The sequence below is a fragment of the Rhodohalobacter barkolensis genome (assembly GCF_002834295.1).
Lineage (GTDB): Bacteria > Bacteroidota > Rhodothermia > Balneolales > Balneolaceae > Rhodohalobacter > Rhodohalobacter barkolensis.
The window spans coordinates 287696-307098 of sequence record NZ_PISP01000001.1; the positions used below are offsets into that span (position 1 = coordinate 287696).

Annotated in this window: 19 protein-coding genes; 4 read left to right on the plus strand and 15 right to left on the minus strand. The window is 41.5% G+C overall.

The features are described from left to right. Positions 1–8 precede the first annotated feature (8 nt). From porV to CWD77_RS01120, 5 genes are all read right to left on the minus strand, one after another. Positions 9–1145 (minus strand): type IX secretion system outer membrane channel protein PorV, encoded by a 1137-nt coding sequence (gene porV / locus CWD77_RS01100; protein WP_101071384.1) that lies wholly within the window; start codon positions 1143–1145, stop codon positions 9–11. Between the two features lie 303 nt (positions 1146–1448). Next, entirely contained in the window at positions 1449–2627 is a 1179-nt protein-coding gene (locus tag CWD77_RS01105; RefSeq protein WP_101071386.1) for an acetyl-CoA C-acyltransferase, read from the minus strand. 15 nt (positions 2628–2642) lie between these two features. Next, positions 2643–3779, minus strand: coding sequence for a cystathionine gamma-synthase (locus CWD77_RS01110; protein ID WP_101071388.1), 1137 nt, complete (start codon positions 3777–3779; stop codon positions 2643–2645). A 3-nt stretch (positions 3780–3782) separates the two neighbouring features. Next, a complete protein-coding gene (locus CWD77_RS01115) occupies positions 3783–4988 on the minus strand; it encodes a tetratricopeptide repeat protein (protein ID WP_101071390.1) in 1206 nt (401 codons plus the stop codon). A 22-nt stretch (positions 4989–5010) separates the two neighbouring features. Beyond that, positions 5011–6324 (minus strand): tetratricopeptide repeat protein, encoded by a 1314-nt coding sequence (locus CWD77_RS01120; protein WP_101071392.1) that lies wholly within the window; start codon positions 6322–6324, stop codon positions 5011–5013. A gap of 166 nt (positions 6325–6490) precedes the next feature. On the opposite strand from CWD77_RS01120, the gene CWD77_RS01125 reads away from it, so the two are divergent. Further along, the gene (locus CWD77_RS01125; RefSeq protein ID WP_101071394.1) at positions 6491–6871 is read left to right on the plus strand and encodes a RidA family protein; all 381 of its coding nucleotides are present in this window, start codon (positions 6491–6493) and stop codon (positions 6869–6871) included. On the opposite strand, the gene CWD77_RS01130 is transcribed toward CWD77_RS01125, so the two are convergent. From CWD77_RS01130 to rplU, 4 genes are all read right to left on the minus strand, one after another. Beyond that, the gene (locus CWD77_RS01130) at positions 6872–8761 is read right to left on the minus strand and encodes a M23 family metallopeptidase (protein WP_101071396.1); all 1890 of its coding nucleotides are present in this window, start codon (positions 8759–8761) and stop codon (positions 6872–6874) included. Next, positions 8751–9404: a fumarylacetoacetate hydrolase family protein gene (locus tag CWD77_RS01135; protein ID WP_101071398.1), complete on the minus strand. Its 654-nt coding sequence runs from the start codon at positions 9402–9404 to the stop codon at positions 8751–8753. Before CWD77_RS01135 ends, CWD77_RS01130 begins: the two co-directional genes overlap by 11 nt. Before the next feature lie 137 nt (positions 9405–9541). Further along, a complete protein-coding gene (gene rpmA, locus CWD77_RS01140) occupies positions 9542–9796 on the minus strand; it encodes a 50S ribosomal protein L27 (RefSeq protein WP_101071399.1) in 255 nt (84 codons plus the stop codon). Between the two features lie 22 nt (positions 9797–9818). Then, a complete protein-coding gene (gene rplU, locus CWD77_RS01145; RefSeq protein WP_101071400.1) occupies positions 9819–10127 on the minus strand; it encodes a 50S ribosomal protein L21 in 309 nt (102 codons plus the stop codon). Positions 10128–10344: 217 nt separating this feature from the next. Here rplU and CWD77_RS15510 point away from each other — a divergent pair, with 217 nt between their 5' ends. After that, on the plus strand, positions 10345–10521 hold the full coding sequence (locus CWD77_RS15510) for a hypothetical protein (protein ID WP_165779041.1): 177 nt from the start codon (positions 10345–10347) through the stop codon (positions 10519–10521). Between the two features lie 48 nt (positions 10522–10569). Here the strand turns inward: CWD77_RS15510 and CWD77_RS01155 are convergent, their stop codons facing one another. Beyond that, positions 10570–11208, minus strand: a complete 639-nt coding sequence (locus CWD77_RS01155; protein ID WP_101071402.1) for a LexA family protein — start codon at positions 11206–11208, stop codon at positions 10570–10572. Positions 11209–11234: 26 nt separating this feature from the next. Here CWD77_RS01155 and CWD77_RS15595 point away from each other — a divergent pair, with 26 nt between their 5' ends. Beyond that, positions 11235–13226, plus strand: a complete 1992-nt coding sequence (locus tag CWD77_RS15595) for a peptidylprolyl isomerase (protein WP_206017920.1) — start codon at positions 11235–11237, stop codon at positions 13224–13226. Between the two features lie 85 nt (positions 13227–13311). Here CWD77_RS15595 and pcaF read toward each other — a convergent pair whose 3' ends face one another. Continuing rightward, positions 13312–14526 carry a 3-oxoadipyl-CoA thiolase gene (gene pcaF, locus CWD77_RS01165; RefSeq protein WP_101071403.1) on the minus strand — a complete coding sequence of 405 codons (1215 nt, stop codon included), beginning with the start codon at positions 14524–14526 and terminating at the stop codon, positions 13312–13314. 46 nt (positions 14527–14572) lie between these two features. Here pcaF and CWD77_RS01170 point away from each other — a divergent pair, with 46 nt between their 5' ends. After that, positions 14573–14731 (plus strand): four helix bundle protein, encoded by a 159-nt coding sequence (locus CWD77_RS01170; RefSeq protein ID WP_240596591.1) that lies wholly within the window; start codon positions 14573–14575, stop codon positions 14729–14731. Positions 14732–14864: 133 nt separating this feature from the next. On the opposite strand, the gene CWD77_RS01175 is transcribed toward CWD77_RS01170, so the two are convergent. The 4 genes from CWD77_RS01175 to CWD77_RS01190 form a co-directional block, all read right to left on the minus strand. Then, positions 14865–16280 (minus strand): OstA-like protein, encoded by a 1416-nt coding sequence (locus tag CWD77_RS01175; protein WP_101071405.1) that lies wholly within the window; start codon positions 16278–16280, stop codon positions 14865–14867. Continuing rightward, positions 16280–16843 carry an LPS export ABC transporter periplasmic protein LptC gene (gene lptC, locus CWD77_RS01180; RefSeq protein ID WP_165779042.1) on the minus strand — a complete coding sequence of 188 codons (564 nt, stop codon included), beginning with the start codon at positions 16841–16843 and terminating at the stop codon, positions 16280–16282. Before lptC ends, CWD77_RS01175 begins: the two co-directional genes overlap by 1 nt. Positions 16844–16934: 91 nt before the next feature. Beyond that, positions 16935–17582 (minus strand): uracil phosphoribosyltransferase, encoded by a 648-nt coding sequence (upp, locus tag CWD77_RS01185; RefSeq protein ID WP_101071407.1) that lies wholly within the window; start codon positions 17580–17582, stop codon positions 16935–16937. Further along, the gene (locus CWD77_RS01190) at positions 17575–19224 is read right to left on the minus strand and encodes an alanine/glycine:cation symporter family protein (protein WP_165779043.1); all 1650 of its coding nucleotides are present in this window, start codon (positions 19222–19224) and stop codon (positions 17575–17577) included. Before CWD77_RS01190 ends, upp begins: the two co-directional genes overlap by 8 nt. Positions 19225–19403 lie beyond the last annotated feature (179 nt).

The following is a 19403-nucleotide window of genomic DNA, read 5'->3' on the forward strand; positions in this document are numbered from 1 at the left end:
CGCTGCCATTATTGGAAGTTAACCAAAAGACTGAGGCGAATAGTGTTTGCCAATGGGTGATCTTCTTCAAGTGTGTAAATATAGCTGAAGTCAACACCAAAAATATTGTATCGTAAACCGGCACCGAGAGTTACAAACTCACGATTTCCGTTGTCAGGGTTTTCATAATAGTAACCTGTTCTGAGAGCAAAAAGATCGTTGTACCAATACTCGAGTCCAAATCCCCACATCAATTGCTGGGGGAGATTTAGTGAAATAGTTTCACCCTGACCTGTTGCACGCTCCAAAGAGCCCCAAGAGTTAAACAGAGCTTTTCCGACACCCATAGGTTCGTACGTCTCATCACCATTCTCGTCTACAGTTCTTTCCGTCCGAGCCATGATTTTTGAGATATCATTTGTAAATGTCAGGGTATTCATTCCCATGTCATCCAGATCCATGGTGTAAGCCCAGCCTAAACGAAATACAGTAGGTAATGGATCTTTTTGTGCATTATCCGTGTACTGCATACCCGGTCCGATATTGGAAAGGTTTACACCTGCATTAAATGAGGCATTTCTGTTCGCTACCTGAAAGGGATTACTTTTATAAAGAGCTGCAAGGTCGAGCCCGACGCTGGAACCCGGGTTAATTTTTTGACCGCTTACTTCACCGTCGGCCAATGAACTGTAAATAAATCTCAATCCGGTACCCAATGCAAAGTTTTCAGAAAGCTGATAACCGTAAGATAGGCCGGCAGAGATCTCATAACTGTTAAAACGCCCGAGGTTCTCGGCAAATTCATCAGTACGTACTTGCTCGCCTAAATTAAGGAATGTGATGTGTCCACCAATTGTACCGATTCCTTCCACATGATAGGTACCAACCAGGTAGTCATAAAAAAGATCTGCATTAAAAGCAGGCAGCCAGTTAGCGTGTGTAATACTTACCTGATTTTGATTTTGAAATGCCAGACCGGCTGGATTCCAGAAAATTGCGGATGCATTGTCAGCAATGGCAACACCGGTACTGCCCATTCCGGCGCCACGTGAATCGGGTTCAATTTGAAGAAAGGGTACTGCTGTAATACCAACCTGTGCTTGTGCTGCAGGTACTGATATAGCAAAAATTACTGCTAATAGGATGGATGATAATGCCTTTTTCATATAAATATGCCTTTATGCTACGAAAGATTGATAACGAGAATATCGGGGATCAATTATAGATATAACTGAATTATAATGATTAATATAGAATTATGAGAACTGTAAAAGATAATAAGCCGGTAAGACTTGATCTAATTTAACGAAAGTAGCAACTATTAAATAGGCAAATTGTTTCTTGAATGTTTACTTCTGTGAAATTTGAAACCTCTTAAGTAGAGATAATTCAATAAAAATATTATACATCCGTCATCTCAAAAATGCAAAAAAATTGTAGAAGGCAACGGATGTATAATGATACGTAATCTAAATCATTTCAACTACAAGAGCCGACGCACCGCCACCTCCATTGCAGATACCGGCACAACCGTATTTGCCACCGGTTCTTTTTAACGCGTGCAGAAGAGTGACAATGATTCTGGCACCGGAACAACCAATTGGGTGCCCAATACTTACCGCACCGCCATGGATATTAACCTTTTCCGCGTCGAGCTCAAGAATTTGATTATTAGCCAGTGATACAACTGAAAAAGCCTCATTGATTTCAAAAAGATCAATCTCATCTTTCGTAAGACCAGCGCGTTTCAGAGCAATAGGAATGGCATCAGAAGGAGCTGTTGTAAACCATTCCGGAGCTTTTGCAGCACTTCCGTGACTTAAAACTTTTGCGAGTGGTTTGAGTCCTAGCTCCTTTGCTTTTTCTTCACTCATGATCAACACAGCTGCTGCTCCATCATTAATACTGCTGGCATTGGCTGCTGTTATTGTTCCTTCCTTGTCAAAAACCGGACGCAGTTGTGGAACTTTATCGAAGTTTACTCGTCCCAGCTCTTCGTCTTTCTCAACTTCAGTAACATTTCCTTTCCGGTCTTTCACTTTGATCTTTACAATCTCATCTTTGAAGTAACCTTTCTCGGTAGCTTCGATGGCACGTTTGTAAGATGTAATAGCAAACTCATCTTGGTCTTCTCGTGAGATATTGCATTCTTTAGCACAGATTTCCCCTGCATTTCCCATATGGAAATCATTATAGACGTCCCAAAGACCATCTTTCAGAATTCCATCTTCTACCTGAGAATTGCCAAGTTTTGAACCGAAACGATGCTTGGGGAGATAGTATGGTACGTTACTCATGCTCTCCATACCACCGGCAATCATAATATCATTCTGGCCGAGTGCTATTTGGTCTGCAGCAATCATGATCGCTTTTGTACCGGATGCACATACTTTATTGATAGTTGTAGAAGGTGTTTTTTCAGACATTCCTGCTTTTAAAGCTGCTTGACGTGCTGGTGCCTGGCCAATTCCGGCTGTAAGTACATTACCCATTACAACTTCCTGAACATCATCCGGTTTGATACCGGCAGTTTTCACTAAATCGTTGATTACGGCTGCACCCAGTTCAGGTGCTGAAAAGGATGATAAACTGCCACCGAACGAACCAAGAGGAGTTCTTCTGGCAGCAACAATTACTGCGTTCTTCATAATGTTATGGTAGATTTAAAATGCTTGATTTAAGTCTTTTATTAGATCATCGACATCTTCGATGCCAACAGATAACCTGATAAGGGAGTCTTTTAACCCGGCTTTTTCCCGGACTTCTTTTGGAATAGAGCCGTGTGTCATAGATGCCGGATGGCTGATCAAAGACTCAACGCCTCCTAAACTCTCTGCAAGAGTAAATATACCGGTTTTGCTCATAAACTCTGAAGCTTTTTCAATGGAATCATCTTTTAGGCTGAATGATACCATCGCGCCAAAGTCATCCATCTGTTGTGAGGCAATATCATGTTGAGGGTGTGATTCCAGGCCGGGATAAAATACTTCTCCAACTTTCGGGTGCTCGTTCAAAAACGATGCGATTTTTTTAGCATTCTCAACAGAACGCTGTACACGAACATGAAGTGTTTTGATTCCCCGGAGAATGAGATAGCAATCCATCGGCCCGGGAACGGCACCTGAAGTTTTAATCTGGAATCTCAATTTCTCCATCAACTCCTTGTTGGAAGTTGCCACGGCTCCTCCAATAGCATCAGAATGACCACCCAAATATTTAGTGGTAGAGTGCATAACCGCATCGGCGCCCAATGTGAGTGGCCGCTGCAAATAGGGAGATGCAAAAGTATTATCAACTATACTTAAAATATTTCGACTTCGGGTAAGCTTGGTTACGGCTTTAATGTCAATAATACGAAGCAGAGGATTGGTCGGTGTTTCCATCCAAACCAATTTCGTGTTGTTTTGAAAAGCAGATTCAACCTCTTGAATATCGGTCATATCCACAAAGGAGAACTCTATACCATATGGCTCAAAGACTTGAGTAAAAAGACGGTAGGTTCCGCCATAAAGATCGTTCGTTGATATTACGTGATCTCCCGGCCGCAATGTTTTCATAATACCATCTATAGCGGCAACACCACTCGCAAAACAGGCACACTCATCTGCTTCTTCCAATCCTGCAATAAGATTTTCCAATGACGTGCGTGTAGGATTTCCAACTCTCGCATAATCGTAACCCTGATGATCATTCGGGGCTTTTTGAGCATACGTTGATGTCTGAAAAATAGGTGGCATTACTGCACCTGTTGTCTCTTCAGGCTTTTGCCCTGCATGGATTGCTTTGGTGTTAAATTTCATATGCTATAGATTATATGATCTTTTTAGTGATTCCGCTTCTTCAGTCATTTCTAAGTCGACATAAATTTCGTAGAGATTACGAATATAATTTATGTTATCGGGGTTGTTTTCTGTTAATCGCTCCCAAAGTTCTAAAGACCTGTTTAAAAGTTCAACTCTATGCTGTTCCAGTCGATCATCAGTTGAGTTTGATGAAAGGTCTGCAAGATATTGAGAACTATTTTTCAGAAAGGCGGCTTTTCGATATGCATTTTCATCTGATAGAGGAACTGCTGAATCAATCTCCTCATATAGATTTGAGATTTCAGATAGTATTTGAAGTAATTCGTCGGTCTCTGAATCGGAAACCTCACGTTCAGAATTGATAATTTGCAGAGCCGTACTTCTGAAAGTGAAATAGAGTTCTCCGGCTAAAGACTCCTTGTATTCAATTCTGTTTGGATAGTCATTTATGAGATCACGAAGTACAGTTATCGAAGAATCATGATCATTATTTAGCATATATGCGTTGGCAAGTCCATGACGAATTTGGGCATTCTGAGGATACTCTTCTACCAACTGATTATAGTAATTTATAGAAGTCTCAATATCGCCGGACTCCAAATAAATGTATGCCAGTTTTTCTTGATATTCCCGGTTATTTCCCTGATCCAATTCAATAGCGTCCTGTAGCGTTTGAATTGCGTCATCAAACCGTCCGGACCGGTAGTATGTATTTGCTAATAGATTGTAAGTAACCAGACTGTCCGGGTTTACAGTAATAGCATTATTAAAATGATCTGCAATCTGCTCAGAATTACTTAGTGCAGCAACTGAGTTATTGCGCTGTAACAGTTTAACCCCTTCACCTTGTTCATATGACCAGGCAGTACGTACAATTTCATTTATCTCATTATTTGCAGACTGATCGGAAAAGTTGATGTCAGACAGATCTTTCAGATTCCTATAGAGCGGAATTCTTTGTGATGGGGGCGATGTTTTTTCGGCAATCTGAAAAAGAAGTGTTGCTTTTTCAATGTTTAAACGAGGGTCTCGTTCATTCCCTTGTAGTTCTTGTTCAGTGTTATTCAACTGATTTTGGAGCTCATCTAATGATGATAGTGATGATGAGTTATCACTACTTGTTTGATTAGTAGAAGTACAGGATAGGGCAAAAAAAATCCCGAAGGCAAGCAAAGTGCCTGCCACTCGGGTATTTAAATAGTTCATACAGTTTTTTTAAATATTGGAATTACATTCCGGCTTTTTCCATGGCTTCTTCAGCTTCTTCTTCCATTCCTAAAATGGTGTAAACCTGGAAGAGAGATTGCCAGTTTTCCGGATTGTCAGGGTTGATTTCTGCAGCTCTTTCGTAATAAACCAGTGACTCTTCAAGATTTTCACGAGCTCTTTCGTCATAATCCTGAGCCTCGGCGTTATCATCAGTATTGTTACGTCTGTCGAACAGACTGGCTGCTCTGTTTTGGTAGATGATACCAAGGATGAAATTTGCTGATTCATCGTTTGATTCGAGTTCAACTACCTTTTTCATTTCACGTATTGCAATTTCAGTGAGTTCGTCTGCATCCGCTTCTTTACGATTAATTTCAGCATTCAACTCTTCAATCTCACTTTCAAGCTGACTCAGTTCATCGCCTGAAGCATTTCTTGCTTCCTGACGCAGTTCAAATACTTCTTCGTAAAGATCACTTACATCATCATTGAGTTCGCTTACAATCTGATAAACCTGTGTACCAAGTACCCGACGATATTGTGGGTTTTCAGGATCATCCTCAATCAATCCCTCAACAAGTTCAATAGCACGATCTCTTTCTCCGGCTTGTAAATAAGCATCTGCAAGTAATTGAATAAAGATTGTATCATCCGGATATAATGACATTGCCTCTTCAGCATAACGGGTAGCCCGGTCGAAATTTTCATTCACAAGAAGGATTCCGATCATGTATTCATAATCATCTGCTTCTGGTGTTTCAAGCATTTCCATGGCTGTTTCGTACGTGCTTACCGCATTTTCAATGTCTTCTTCATTAAAATATGCTGAAGACATTACTTGATAAGTAAGTGCACTATCGGGTTGTACAGTTGCTGCATTTTTGAAATGTGCAATCGCAGTATAGTTTGGATCCGGAGTAGCAGCATTCAGACTGTCATCGTTCAGGATGTTCACACCGGCATTAAACTCATCAGCCCAAAAAGAAGTTACGGTATCTTCAAGCTCCTGATATTCTGCAGGCTCTTCTTCAAGTGAAGACATAATTTCTTTTGCGCGATCATAGGATTCTCGAGCTCTTTCATAATACTCTTTTCGATCACTTGGATCTTCAAAAGTTTCAGCCTGAGAACTGAGCACATAACCTTTGTAATAGTGGGCAACGTAGTTATTTTCGTCCTCTTCAATTGCAGTATCTACAATATTTAGAGCTTCGTCAAAATTTCCTGTTAACAGTTGTACTTGAACGTCATTCACTAATGGATCTGTAGTTTCACAGCCCCACATGAACCCCGCGAATAGTAAGATGAGTAGTAATGGTTTCAGACTTTTCATGTGTTTTATTCTATCAGTTGTTGATTATCTTCGTTAGAGAGAAAGTAACCATATATAGTGCTTTCCGCAATAAGGCTCTGCGATGAAAAGAACTATATGAATCGTTATTATTGATATCTACTTATATAATGCCTTTTAAACCCATAATGTTTCAATAAATTTAAAAATGAATCACAAAATAGTTTCGACATCGAATGCACCCGCGGCCATTGGCCCTTACAGTCAGGCAACAATTTATAATAATGTGGTGTATTGCTCCGGTCAAATAGCCCTTGATCCTTCTACTAATGAAATTATAGAAGGAGGAGTAAAGGAGCAGACCGACCGGGTAATGAAAAACCTGTCAGCAGTTTTGGCTGAAGCCGGCTCCGGGGTTGATAAAGTTCTTCGGTGCACCATTTTTCTGGATGATATGAATGATTTTCCACTCGTAAATGAAGTATATGGTAGCTACTTTAAAGGGAATCTGCCTGCAAGAGAAACCGTTGCTGTTGAAACACTTCCCAAGAAAGTACTCGTTGAAATCAGCTGCATTGCCTATATCTGATCAGGAACCAGAACGGAAAAGAATTTCTAGTTCCCGGGTTGTGCTGTTACCAACACCGTCTAAAATATTGTATTTGACGGTGTTGGTCTCTGATGGCGAAAAATCCGGATGGTAATACATTAAGAAGTTATTTTCCGGATCAAATTCAATAATTCCCATTTTACCATTAACGGTGATCTTAGAATTTGTGTAATCAACCCCGCTATCCTCATCTTTGACCGGAATACGGACAATGAAATTTCCGGCTAAGTTTCGAACAATTTCCGGCCTTCCCACCCAGGGCGATATGCGATCTTCTCTAACTCTTAAATTTGTTAATTCATTTAAATTTGCCCTGATCATTCCCTCAGAAACTTCTGCACTTATAAACCGTTCTCGATTTCGGTAAGGATCTACAGAAAAAAGTGCCAGATTCTCTTTGGATTTAAACTCTTCCGGCAAAATAAAGTTAAATTTTGCGGATCTGTTGAGCGGAAGTTTGGTTGGAGAGAGCTCTATGTCGATCTGATTTGTGCTATATAAAACTTCCATTCGGACACTTAGAGTATCATAAAGAGATTCATTGGGAAACTGCAGCCACAATTTTTGATCTGCTGTGTGGAGTACGTCCATCTTGCCGGGGCTGAGGGTTGTCTCCGCATATCTGCGTGTCGTGAAGAATACTGCATTCGATGAGTTTTGTGAATAAAGTTCGGGGCCGGAGGATGCGATCAACGATTCATCATATGGTACGGTTGGCTCCACCCAACTGAATGGATTGTAGTTAGGATTGTTTTTGGGTGACGGATAAGTAGCTACATACTGAATGTCGTGCTGTCTGCCGGAATTTTCTACCCTAAGATTAAGATTAGCCGTAGATCTGTTCCCATAGATGTCTTCAGCGATTATCTGGATGGGATAGGAACCTTTATCTAAATGAAGCACACCCTGATTGATCATTTTTTTATAGATGGGCAGTCGGTTTCCGGATACTTTGAATAACCGCTGAAATCCTCTTCTTGTTTGAGCTAAAATTGGAAAAGATCGATCCAGAAACATATCACCTGACTGAGAAAACTCGAATCCATTTTTAACTGAATGGAAAAGGGTATCAGATTCATGAATCATCATTAATGAGTGGACGGCATAAGAGTTGGGAGCCCGATTGGCTTTATCATGAACGTTAACGGAAAGTCCCACAGGTCCGCTGACTGTAATGTCTCCAAAATCAAAACCATCTTCAGTTTTCTGTGCACTGAATATTTCAAAATCTAAAAACCTGTAATTTTCTTTCGAAAGGAATTCAATTGCGATTTGAGAAAATACAGGTGGCAAATTGTCTTCTACATGATTTTTTAAATTGGTTAAAAGCGGGTTGATAGGATTTAAATCCGGATCCCTGATTTCAAAATGGAGGTGCGGAGGCCCTACTCCGGTAGACCCGGAGTATCCGATGATATCCCCTTTTTTATATTCCATGCTCTGTTCATGGAAGCGGAAGTCCAGCTCATATTGATAATTTTGAAGGCGGATAGAATCTGCAAACTCCTGCAGGTTGGGCTCAAATCGATTTAGGTGAGCATATACTGTAAATGAACCATCATTGTGTTTTAAATAGATTACATGACCATAACCTTTTGGCCCAATACCTATACGATAGACTTCGCCGTCGCGTGCGGCAAAAACCTTATAACCTTCCTGGCCCCACGTTCGGATATCGATTCCAGAATGCAGATGGGCAGATCGTGTTTCCCCAAAAGTAGAGGAGAGGTATCGTGTAGCGTCCGTAGGCCAGGCATACTCAACAGTATCACTTAAAAAAGAGGTTCGATTTTCCTGAGCTACGAGGGATGAACTGAAAGATATCAGTCCAATCAATAAAATGAGCAATACTTGAAGTTTATGAGACATGAACTTGCAGTGTGGATAATCCTTTACCTAAGGACGCTTTAATTAGATCACCTTTTTGTACTGCTGAAACGCCTTCAGGAGTGCCGGTGTATATCAAATCACCGGGGGTGAGCGTGAATTGTTCAGATAAATATGAGATCAAATTTGCTACAGGAAATAACATATCAGAAGTGTTTCCTGATTGTCGTTTCTCTCCATTTACTGAAACCGTAAGATCCAGGTGAGTGAGATTAATATCTTTGTTAAACTCTACCAGGTTCCCAAGTGGAGCAAACGTATCAAACCCTTTAGCTAGTGTCCATGGCAAACCTTTTAATTTTGCAGCAGATTGCAAATCACGTGCTGTCATGTCTAATCCAACTCCGAGAGCCTTAACAGAGTCCAGGGCATTTTCCGGAGATACACTCTTTGTCTCTTTACCTATTAAAATGACCATCTCAACTTCGTGGTGCACACTCTCCGACTGTGTTGGGATTTTGACTAATTCACCGTCAAAAATCAAACTGCTTCTCGGTTTCAGAAAGATCACCGGTTCTGAAGGGATTTCATTTTTTAACTCTTTTGCATGCTTGGCGTAATTTCTGCCAATGCAATATATAGAGCCAAAATGCAGATCAGGAAAGTCAGGAATTTGATGAGTCATGATATCAACATTTTGAAATGAACACTAAAGGAAGATGGAACCATCAGATGGTATTGGATTATAGCCCAATCTTAAAATAAAAAAAGCTCCGATATATAAATATCGGAGCTTTAATAAATTCTGATAACAGAAATGTTTTACACCTGTTCGATAGAAACGTATTTTCTACCGTTTCCTCTGCGTCTGAAGGTAACCTTACCGTCAGTTAATGCAAACAGTGTGTCGTCTCCGCCGCGACCAACATTTTCGCCGGGGTGGAATTTAGTGCCACGCTGGCGTACAATAATATTGCCGGCTTTAACTACTTCACCGCCATATTTTTTTACACCAAGACGTTTCGATTCTGAATCGCGTCCGTTTCTTGTAGAGCCTTGACCTTTCTTATGTGCCATTGGTATACCTCGTCGTCGTTAATTACGAAATTTTTTCGATTTTAATTTGGGTGATCGGCTGTCTGTGACCGTTTTTAACCCGATATCCTTTTCGTCGTTTCTTTTTGAAGACGATTACTTTATCACTTTTAAGGTGATCTACTATAGATGCTTCAACTTTTGCACCTTCAACAGTAGGCTGACCAATTTTAACTTTTCCATTTCCATCTTTAACTAAAAGAACATTTTCAAATGTTACTTTTCCGTCAGCTTCAGGCAGCCTGTTTACAAACAGTGTTTGGTCTTCAGAAACTTTGTATTGATGCCCGCCGATTTTTACGATAGCGTACATAGGATTATGATAATTTCTTAGATTGCAATTCAATTATTTTGGATAGAAACCAAAGATAAAGCTTTTTAATTAAATCTGAAAACAATTGATGTATGTTTTTTCCTCTAAATGAAATGCCGATCTGCGTCACATAGAGGAGTGGAAATTGATTCTCGCAGAATTTCAGTTTTTCTAAATGAATCAGTTCACGTATTTTGAAAACAAAAACAACGGAGTCATGAATAAATTACCCGATCTGCATAAGCAAGCTTTTAAGTATAAAAATCGTAAACGTCTTCAACACGATGGCGGGAGAGCCTGGATTAAGGATTCTCAGTTATTTGAATCAAGAAAAGGAGCAAACGGTCATCTCGAAACGGTTAAGGATAATCGACCTGAAAAGCAGGAAAAGTAAACAGATTTAGGTTTACGCAATAAATACCCGCTAACTTTAACAACTTCTTTAAAAAGCTTTGTGTATTCCGTTTCGGTTCACGTGACCGATATACTTTCCGATTACCCGAACCTCTTCAAACACATCGGGCTCAACATGTATGGTATCATACTCTTCGTTAGCGGGTTCTAGACGCAATCCGTTTTTGTCGTAGTAAATTCGCTTTAGGCTGGTCTCACCATCATAGAGAATTGCACCAATATCCCCATCTTTTACATCACTATCCATCAGCAGAACAAAATCACCATCATAAATTCCTGCATCTTTCATGCTCATACCGGCAACTCTCAGCGCAAACATTTGGTCTAAATTCGGGAATAGAGTTTCCAGTGTAATTTTTCCCAAATCGGCTTGAACAGCTTCTTGTAAGTATCCGGCTGCAATAACACCCCGTACTTCAATGCCGTCATTTCTGCCGACCAACATCTCTTCATGGTCCGGATGGATGTCATATTCGTCATCCTCACCCTTGACCAAATAACCCTTTTTTAAAAGTGCCTGGATATTTTGTGTTACACTGTTTGGAGATTTATAGTTAAACTCATCAGAAATCTCCCGGTAGGTTGGCCATACATCAAATTCATTTTTGTATTCAATGATGTAATCGAGAAATTCCTTCTGCTTTCGGGTCAATTGTACTTTATCCATAAACAAATTCATTTACTGTAAGAAATATGTGTAATAAACGGATTCCTGATTCAAAATTCAATCTGAAAAGCTTTAAACCGTACACTTTTTTTTCACTGATTTTGGTGGCTGTCATTTTGCAAGGCTGTTCGAATGAATATGATTATCTGGATAGAGATGAGATTGTTCAAGAAGTATATCCGGAATTAATGGATAATATTTCTTCAAGAAGTTTTTCGGGATTGATTGAGTATACAACTCATGAGAATTCAGATGTGTCTGATTTGGCATGGAAAGCGTTGGCCAAAACTGAAATGAATGATGGAGAGCTGGAAATTCTGCTTGAGAAAGCATTCAGATCCGATATCAAGGGAGGTTGGTTTTCGGTGAGTTTCCACGACTTGGACAGTGAAACACTGGGATCTATTCGAGACGCATTCCGGTCCGGCGAGATCAATTCCGAATCGGTTTGTAATGTCTTTTTCAGACAGGGAGAACTCAGCGATTTAGAATATCTGATATCGTCCATGGACTTGATCAGTTCCTCTGAATGCTCTAAAGCAATTGGCGGAATCATGTCGCGCGTGGAGGTACCCGAATCTCTGAATGAAACTCTTATCCGAATTATTTTTGATACAGAAGATCAGGAAATCCGAAGAAATCTATTGTACGGCTACTATCGTGCATCCGTGAACAGACCTAAACAGGAATCGTTTTTGGCTTCTCTGGTTGAAAACCGATGGAAAGAGTTTGGTGTTGGCCGGGATGAATTTCTGGATGTGACAGTTGTGAGAATGCTTGGAAAGAGGGGATTCCAAGTTGCCATGGATCTGCTGTCGGATCAAGAACTGAATGAAAAAACCGGGCTGGCAATTGATATAGCATCTACTCTTGGAAACGAACTTCCAGACGCTGAGGATGTTGAACCTATTTTTCGACTACTCCATCATGAGAATAATCATGTGGTTGTTCAGGTTCTAACTTCGTTGGCCCAACACGACCGTTTAACTCCACCATTCCTTAACAGAATTGAAAAAGAGATTACAATACCAACACGTGATCCTGAGGTTTTTGTGAGTTCTCTGAATCTGTTTTTAAGAAATGGACTGGATATATCATCACATCGATACCGTCTTGATGATTTAGCAGGTAAAAATCCATACCTCACAGAACAGTTTTTGATTATTTACAGCGCCCTGGATTCGGATGAGGAGTATTTTGAAAGGCTTTCTAATCAACTCAGAAATGGAGGTGTTGAAGCGCTTCATGCCGGCCGTATGATGACTCGTTTTTTGCAAAGAGATGGAATTCCTAATCAGTTCAGGGATTCTATAGATGAACTCATTTCATCCGTATTAGATGAGGGAAACCGAAGTGCTCTGGATGGATTATTGGAAGTGTTTTTAAGTGATCGGGTGCTCTCGGATGATTCATACCGGTTGCTTGATGATGCTTATAGACGTTATGCGGAGATGGAGATGACTGAACAAGCTTTGATATTACAAAGAGTACTATCAGAACGATTTGATGATACTTTTGAACCTGTTGAAATGGTCACGGAAAAACCATTTTATCAACCGGATATGGATCGTTTGTATCAAATGGGAACCCGTCCGTTTTGGGAACTGAAGACAGAAAAAGGAACCATTGTTGTTCGATTGGATCCACTATCAGCACCATTTACAGTTTCGTCAATAGACAGCCTTACCCGTGCAGGCTTATATGATGACGTGGTTTTTCACCGGGTTGTCCGTAATTTTGTAGCACAAGGCGGTGATTTTGATCGAAAAGACGGATTTGGCGGGCCGGATTATCGTATTCCAACTGAACCATCATTTGAGACATTTGAGCGAGGCATGGCCGGAATTGCCAGTTCAGGTACCGATACTGAGGGGAGTCAGTTTTTCTTTATGCACCGATGGTCGCCCCATCTTGACGGCCACTACACCAATTTTGGCGAAGTTACTCGTGGAATTGATGTGCTGGATAATTTACAGGTTGGTGATAGAGTACTTGAAGCGGCGATCTTTCCGGAGTAGATATGCAACGAGTATGATAAGACCTTCAAAGTGCTGAGATCTTTGAAGGTCTTTTTACGTGTATGCTACTTGAAAAAATACTCTGTTAAACTCGTTCCAAAATTACAGCATAACCTTGCCCGACCCCAATACACATGGTAACCAAGGCATATTTCTTACTCTGCTTCTGAAGTTCTATGGCAGCAGTTTGAAGAATTCTGGCACCGCTCATACCTAGCGGGTGACCCAGTGCAATAGCACCGCCATTTGGGTTGATTCGAGAATCATCATCCTCAAGGCCCATTTCCCGGGTGCAGGCAAGTGACTGAGCCGCAAACGCTTCATTGAGCTCAATGATGTCCATATCATCGTAGGTCAGCCCGGCCTTATTCAAAGCGATTTCTGATGCATAAACCGGACCGATTCCCATAATTCTGGGCTCCACACCGGCAACACCTGAAGATACGATGCGCGCCATCGGCTTCAGGTTGTGGTCTTGGACTGCTTTCCCTGATGCAACCAGCATAGCGGCAGCGCCATCATTTAAACCGGAGGAATTTCCTGCTGTTACGCTGCCGTCTTTTTTGAATGCGGGGCGCAGTTTCGCTAAAACTTCTGGTGTAGTGGTTGGACGTATAAATTCATCATCATCAAAAATGATAGGATCCTGTTTTCTGCGTGGGATTTCGACCGGAACAATCTCTTCAGCCAATCGACCGGATTCTCTTGCTTTGGCAGCTTTTTGCTGAGACCAGGCCGCAAATTTATCCTGATCTTCCCTTGAGATGTTGAATTTCTCCACAAGGTTTTCGGCTGTATTTCCCATTCCATCGGTTCCGTAAAGTTCTTCCATTTTTGGGTTGATAAATCTCCATCCAAAGCTGGAATCGTGCATCTCCGAATCATTTCCAAACGGCTTGGATGATTTTGAAATCACCCAGGGACCGCGCGTCATGTGTTCAACACCGCCGGTAATGAAGAGATCGCCGTCACCTGCTTTGATGGCTCGATTGGCATGAACAGCTGCCGACATACTGGAAGCACATAGCCTGTTCACTGTCTCACCGGGAACCGTAAATGGCAGCCCTGCCAAAAGAAGAGCCATTCGGGCTATGTTCCGATTATCTTCGCCAGCCTGATTGGCACATCCCATAATCACATCATTGATAGCAACGGGATCAAGATCTGAATTTCTTTCCATCAATGATTTGATAACATGGGCAGCTAAATCGTCGGTTCGAACAGGGGAGAGCGACCCGCGAAAATTTCCAATTGGAGTTCGAATGGCGTCAACAATGAAGGCTTCTTCTTGGTCAGACATGAGATAAGTGATATGAGATTTGAGATATTTCTAAATAAAAAGTTCAGTGGTATCCATCAGTTCAAATATTGCTGAAGGAGCGGGAAGAAAAGGAACGAAGGAATTCTGTCATTTTTTAAGTATTGCTTATGGATCAGCCTGTGAAGTAGAAACTCAACTAATTATTTCTAAAAATTTAGAGTTTATTCAAAAAAAATCAGTTTGATGAACTGTTTCAAATGTGTGATGAAATTCAGAAAATGATTTATACTCTCCAAAGAAACTTATCGGATAAGTAAATAAAAGAAGTGAGAGTCATTAAAACTCTCATATCTCTCTTCTCATATCTCAAATCTGTTTCAATTCTGATTATCTTCCAAATATCGAACATATCTGGGTGGTAACTCAAAAGGACGCTCTTCAGGGATTGCCGGAAGTCTGGGAATTTGAATCAGCGGTCTTGACGGTTTTTGATCGGGGTGCCAGGCAAAATTATCCAGCTGCCGATTTACGTTCTGAGGTGATTCGGGCAGATAGGAACCATCTACATTTCTTTCGGCTTTGAAAAAATCAAACTCGCCATCCACAAAATACATGGTGGATGATCCCGATGCGATTAACTCAATCAAGCCGTCCGGCTCTTCATTATCATCACGCTGGTGAAAAATAATTTCGCTTTCGTTATAAACAACAATTCGTTCAACAGCACCATCGTCAAAATAGGAGTGCAGGGTATCTCCGGCCATCTGGTGGAGTCTGCCTGTAACTGAATCTTCCTGAACCGCAATAGGGCGAGGGTAGGAGGATAGAAACCGGATATCATCATTTTCCAGGTGAGCTTCTATAATGGGACCCGTCAGTTGAATATTCCCTTGCCACAATTTGGGATTGGATCTCAGCTCAAACTTCTCCTCGTGATCACGATAGAGTGCGGTGTCTGCTACGGCCGAAAATTTTGTAGACCAGATCCGAACATCTTCAAAGGCATCCATTGTAGATGTGGAATCGGTTTCAAGCAGTTCAATCTTTTTTGCCAGTAGGTGCGTTGTGTCGGCTTCACTGTCGCTCAGCTCCATTAGCCAAGCATCGTCACCTTCCAGTAATCTATATCCTGTAGAATCGGCATAGAGATAATCACCCGTAAAAATGACTTTATCTTCGAAATCTTCGGCATAAACCCGGCCAAACAATTCATAAAGATCCTTTTGCCGATTCATGAAAAGGGAGTCCGATTCCAGATACTGCGTACTATCAGCCAGTTGTACATTTCCTCGAAATGCGGCACTGTCTACATCTTGGTAATAGAGTCCTGATCCGGCCAGAAGAGTACCTCGTTCATCCTCAAATCGTATGGGATCGCTAAAGATAATCAGATCCAGGGCGAGAGCTGCATCCATCGCATTACTGAAAACCGTATTGGTTTCGGACTGAATGATGACGCGGCCTCGAAGTTCACTGTAATCTGTTTGTGTATTGTAGAAAAGGGTGTCTGCCCAAATGATCTCCGTTTCAGTTTCAATCTGAATGTTAAAGGCATGCAGCATATTTTGATCGGTAAACTGATATACGCTGTCTGCATTCATTGACATTTGATCGGTTTCGAGCTCCACACTGCCCAATAACTTTCTTACAGTTTGCCCATCAATTACAGCTCCCTCAGCTCTTTCTGCATCAACAATATTAACGCGGTTTTGTGATTGGGAGATCTCAGGGTTGATTAAGTACAGAAGCCCCCAACCGAGTAGAGAAAATAGATATACCTTATAGTTTTTCATTAATCAACGATCAGTCTTCCGCGAGGTTCATCGATAGTGTAGGAGGAGAGATCAGTTAAGCCATCAAATCCCCGGCCGGATATACTATCTGTGGGTGTAACGATGGTCACAAATCTTGGAGATGTAATTCTATCGGTTTTTTGTGACCAGACCAAGAAATCGGAGTAGAGCTCGCGGTCTGTATTTGTGAGTACACGAACAGAATCGTAAAGTTCAAATTCACTTTTATTTTCCAGGTATATGGCTTTTTTACTCCAGGCTTCTGTTTCTACGGCACCGGTTGTATCGAAGAGCTGAACGTAAACGGGGCCGTCTATGTGAGTTTCAGAACGTTCGTTAGACTGATAACTTATCGCATAGCTCCCTTCAATAGATATTCGGGCCTGTTCCTGTTGCATAAGGGTCATCTGAACGTCCCAGCTTTCAGTGGATGTAATGAGGGAGTCGTTCAGTGTAGAGCGAACCTGTTCACTGTCATATTCCGACAGATCACTGCAAGCACCGGCAAGCAGAAGTGAGACAAGAAATCCGGGGATAATAATGTGAAATTGAATTTTTGGCATAAATTTCATTCTGAAGGATTTCTCTTGTCAGCTTGGTTTAGTGCTCCTCAAACCAGAACTATTAAAATCATGATCCAATAAACAGGCTGAACTAAGTAGTGCTGAAATAGCGATCACCGGCATCACCCAGACCCGGTACAATGAATGCATCTTGATTCAGCTGTTCATCTACCGCAGCAGAAATCATTTTAACCTCCGGATATTTTTTACTGATTCGTTCCAAACCTTCCGGTGCCGCTATTAACGATATAAAGCGGATATTGTTGGCTCCCTGTTTTTTCATGAAACCAATGGCATCATCGGCACTGCCTCCGGTTGCCAGCATGGGATCCACAACCAAAACCAATCCTTTCTTTACCCCTTTAGGAAGATTCGAGTAGTAGTCAACCGGTCGGTGAGTTTCTTCATCCCGATACATGCCCAGATGCCCCACTTTCGCATCCGGAATAAAATCGATAATGGCGTCTACCAGACTCAGTCCGGCACGAAGAATAGGAACGATGATGATTTCTGTATCAATTTCGTATCCCTCAGTTTCAGTAATAGGGGTTTGAATAGTGGATTTACGCAGTGGAAGATCTTTCAGGGCAAAGTAAGCCAGAATCGTTGCTATTCTGCCCATGGCAGCACGAAACTCAGCTGTGCCGGTGGTTTTATCTCTCAGGATTGAGAGATCTCGAGCCACCACCGGATGATCAATTACGGTTACTTTGTCTAAAATCTTCTGACGTTTACTCATCGTCTTCGGTTTCTTCCATTCTGTTAAAGTACTCCTTAGAGGTTGCGTAAACGACCCCGGAAAGAGCAAAGAGCGCAATCAGGTTCGGAAATGTCATCAAGCCGAGAGCAATGTCCCCGATGGCCCAGATGGTTCCAAGAGCTGTAATTGCACCGATAAAGTGAAGGAGGATATAAACTCCTTTGTAGTATATGATTGATTTGTCGCCTGCCAGATACTGAATGGATCGATCGCCGTAGTAACTCCATGCAATGGATGTTGAGATGGCAAAAAGGAGAACACAGATGGTAACAATGTACTTACCGCCGGGAATGAGTGGAGAAAGACCAACTTCAAAAGCCTGGGAGGTAAGTGTTGCCCCATTATAAATTGCATTACCGTAAACGGTACCAGAGCTTTCACCGGTATCAGAGCGGAAAGCGGTGTATGTACTCATATCAATTGTACCGCTAAAGAATTCGGTTTGAGCCGGATTTACATAAAGGGTGTCAATAGAAAAATCATTTCTGAGAAGAGTTCCATTAGTTACAATGCCTTCTTCTACTTCAAGGATAAATGGATTTTCAGTAACCTCCGCAACTTCATATCCCATGTCGGGCGAGTTGAGGTTTACATCGGTTGGATGCTTTGTATCCCATACACCTGTTGAAATAATAACCAGACCGGTCATTGTACAAACTAAAATCGTATCGATAAATGGTTCAAGCAGGGCAACGGCGCCTTCCCGAACAGGTTCTTCAGTTTTTGCGGCACCGTGAGCAATAGGGGCTGAACCCTGACCGGCTTCATTCGAGAATAATCCCCGCTTCACACCCCATACCATGGTAGTGATGAAGAGACCGGAACCGACACCAAATGCACCGGCTACAGGATCAAATGCGTATGTGAAAATGGTTATGAATGAAGGTATCACCTGATCATAATTCAGCAGCAAGATGAGTAGTGCACCCAATACATACAGAAGAGCCATCAAAGGGGTGAGCCGTGCGGTTACATATCCAATTCGCTTAATACCGCCTATAATTACAAATCCAACAAGTGATGCAGTGATCAAACCGGTTACATACGTTGGTACAGTGAAGAAAAAGGAGTTCTCCATTACATCGGCAACGGTGTTGGCCTGAATAGCATTACCTGTGAAGAATGAACAGATCACGGCTAATGCAGCAAAGGTGACGGCCAGCCACTTCCAGTTCGGACCCAGTCCGCGTTCGATATAGTACATGGGTCCACCGGAAACAGAGCCATCGGCATTTTTAATTCGATATTTAATGGCAAGTAAACACTCGGAATATTTAATAGCCATTCCAAAAAACGCGGTTACCCACATCCAAAAAAGGGCACCGGGACCTCCGTAGTGAATGGCAATCGCTACACCTGCAATATTACCGATACCCACGGTAGCTGAGAGAGCAGTGGAGAGGGCCTGAAAATGGTTTACATCACCGGTGTCATCGGGGTTGTCGTAATGACCCATCACAACTTTTACACCGTGACCAAATTTTCGAAGTTGGATGAATCCCATTCTGAGGGTGATGAATATACCAAAGCCCAGAAGTGCTATTACCATGAGCGGCAACATTTCCGGGGTATTCCAAACCAGGTTGTTTAAAAAATCAACTACTCTGTCAAGCGTTTCCATTATGTTTATTTAGATTCTGATTAATTCAAGACCGAATGTATAAAAGATTTATCTTAAATTTTGTGAAAATTAGATACAAAGTGAACGATAGCTCTTCAAAATCACTTTCAAAACTAAAGAGTTCAAGAATACTCTCTAAATAGATTTCGTAATTAATCAAAAAAATTGACGTAAATCCC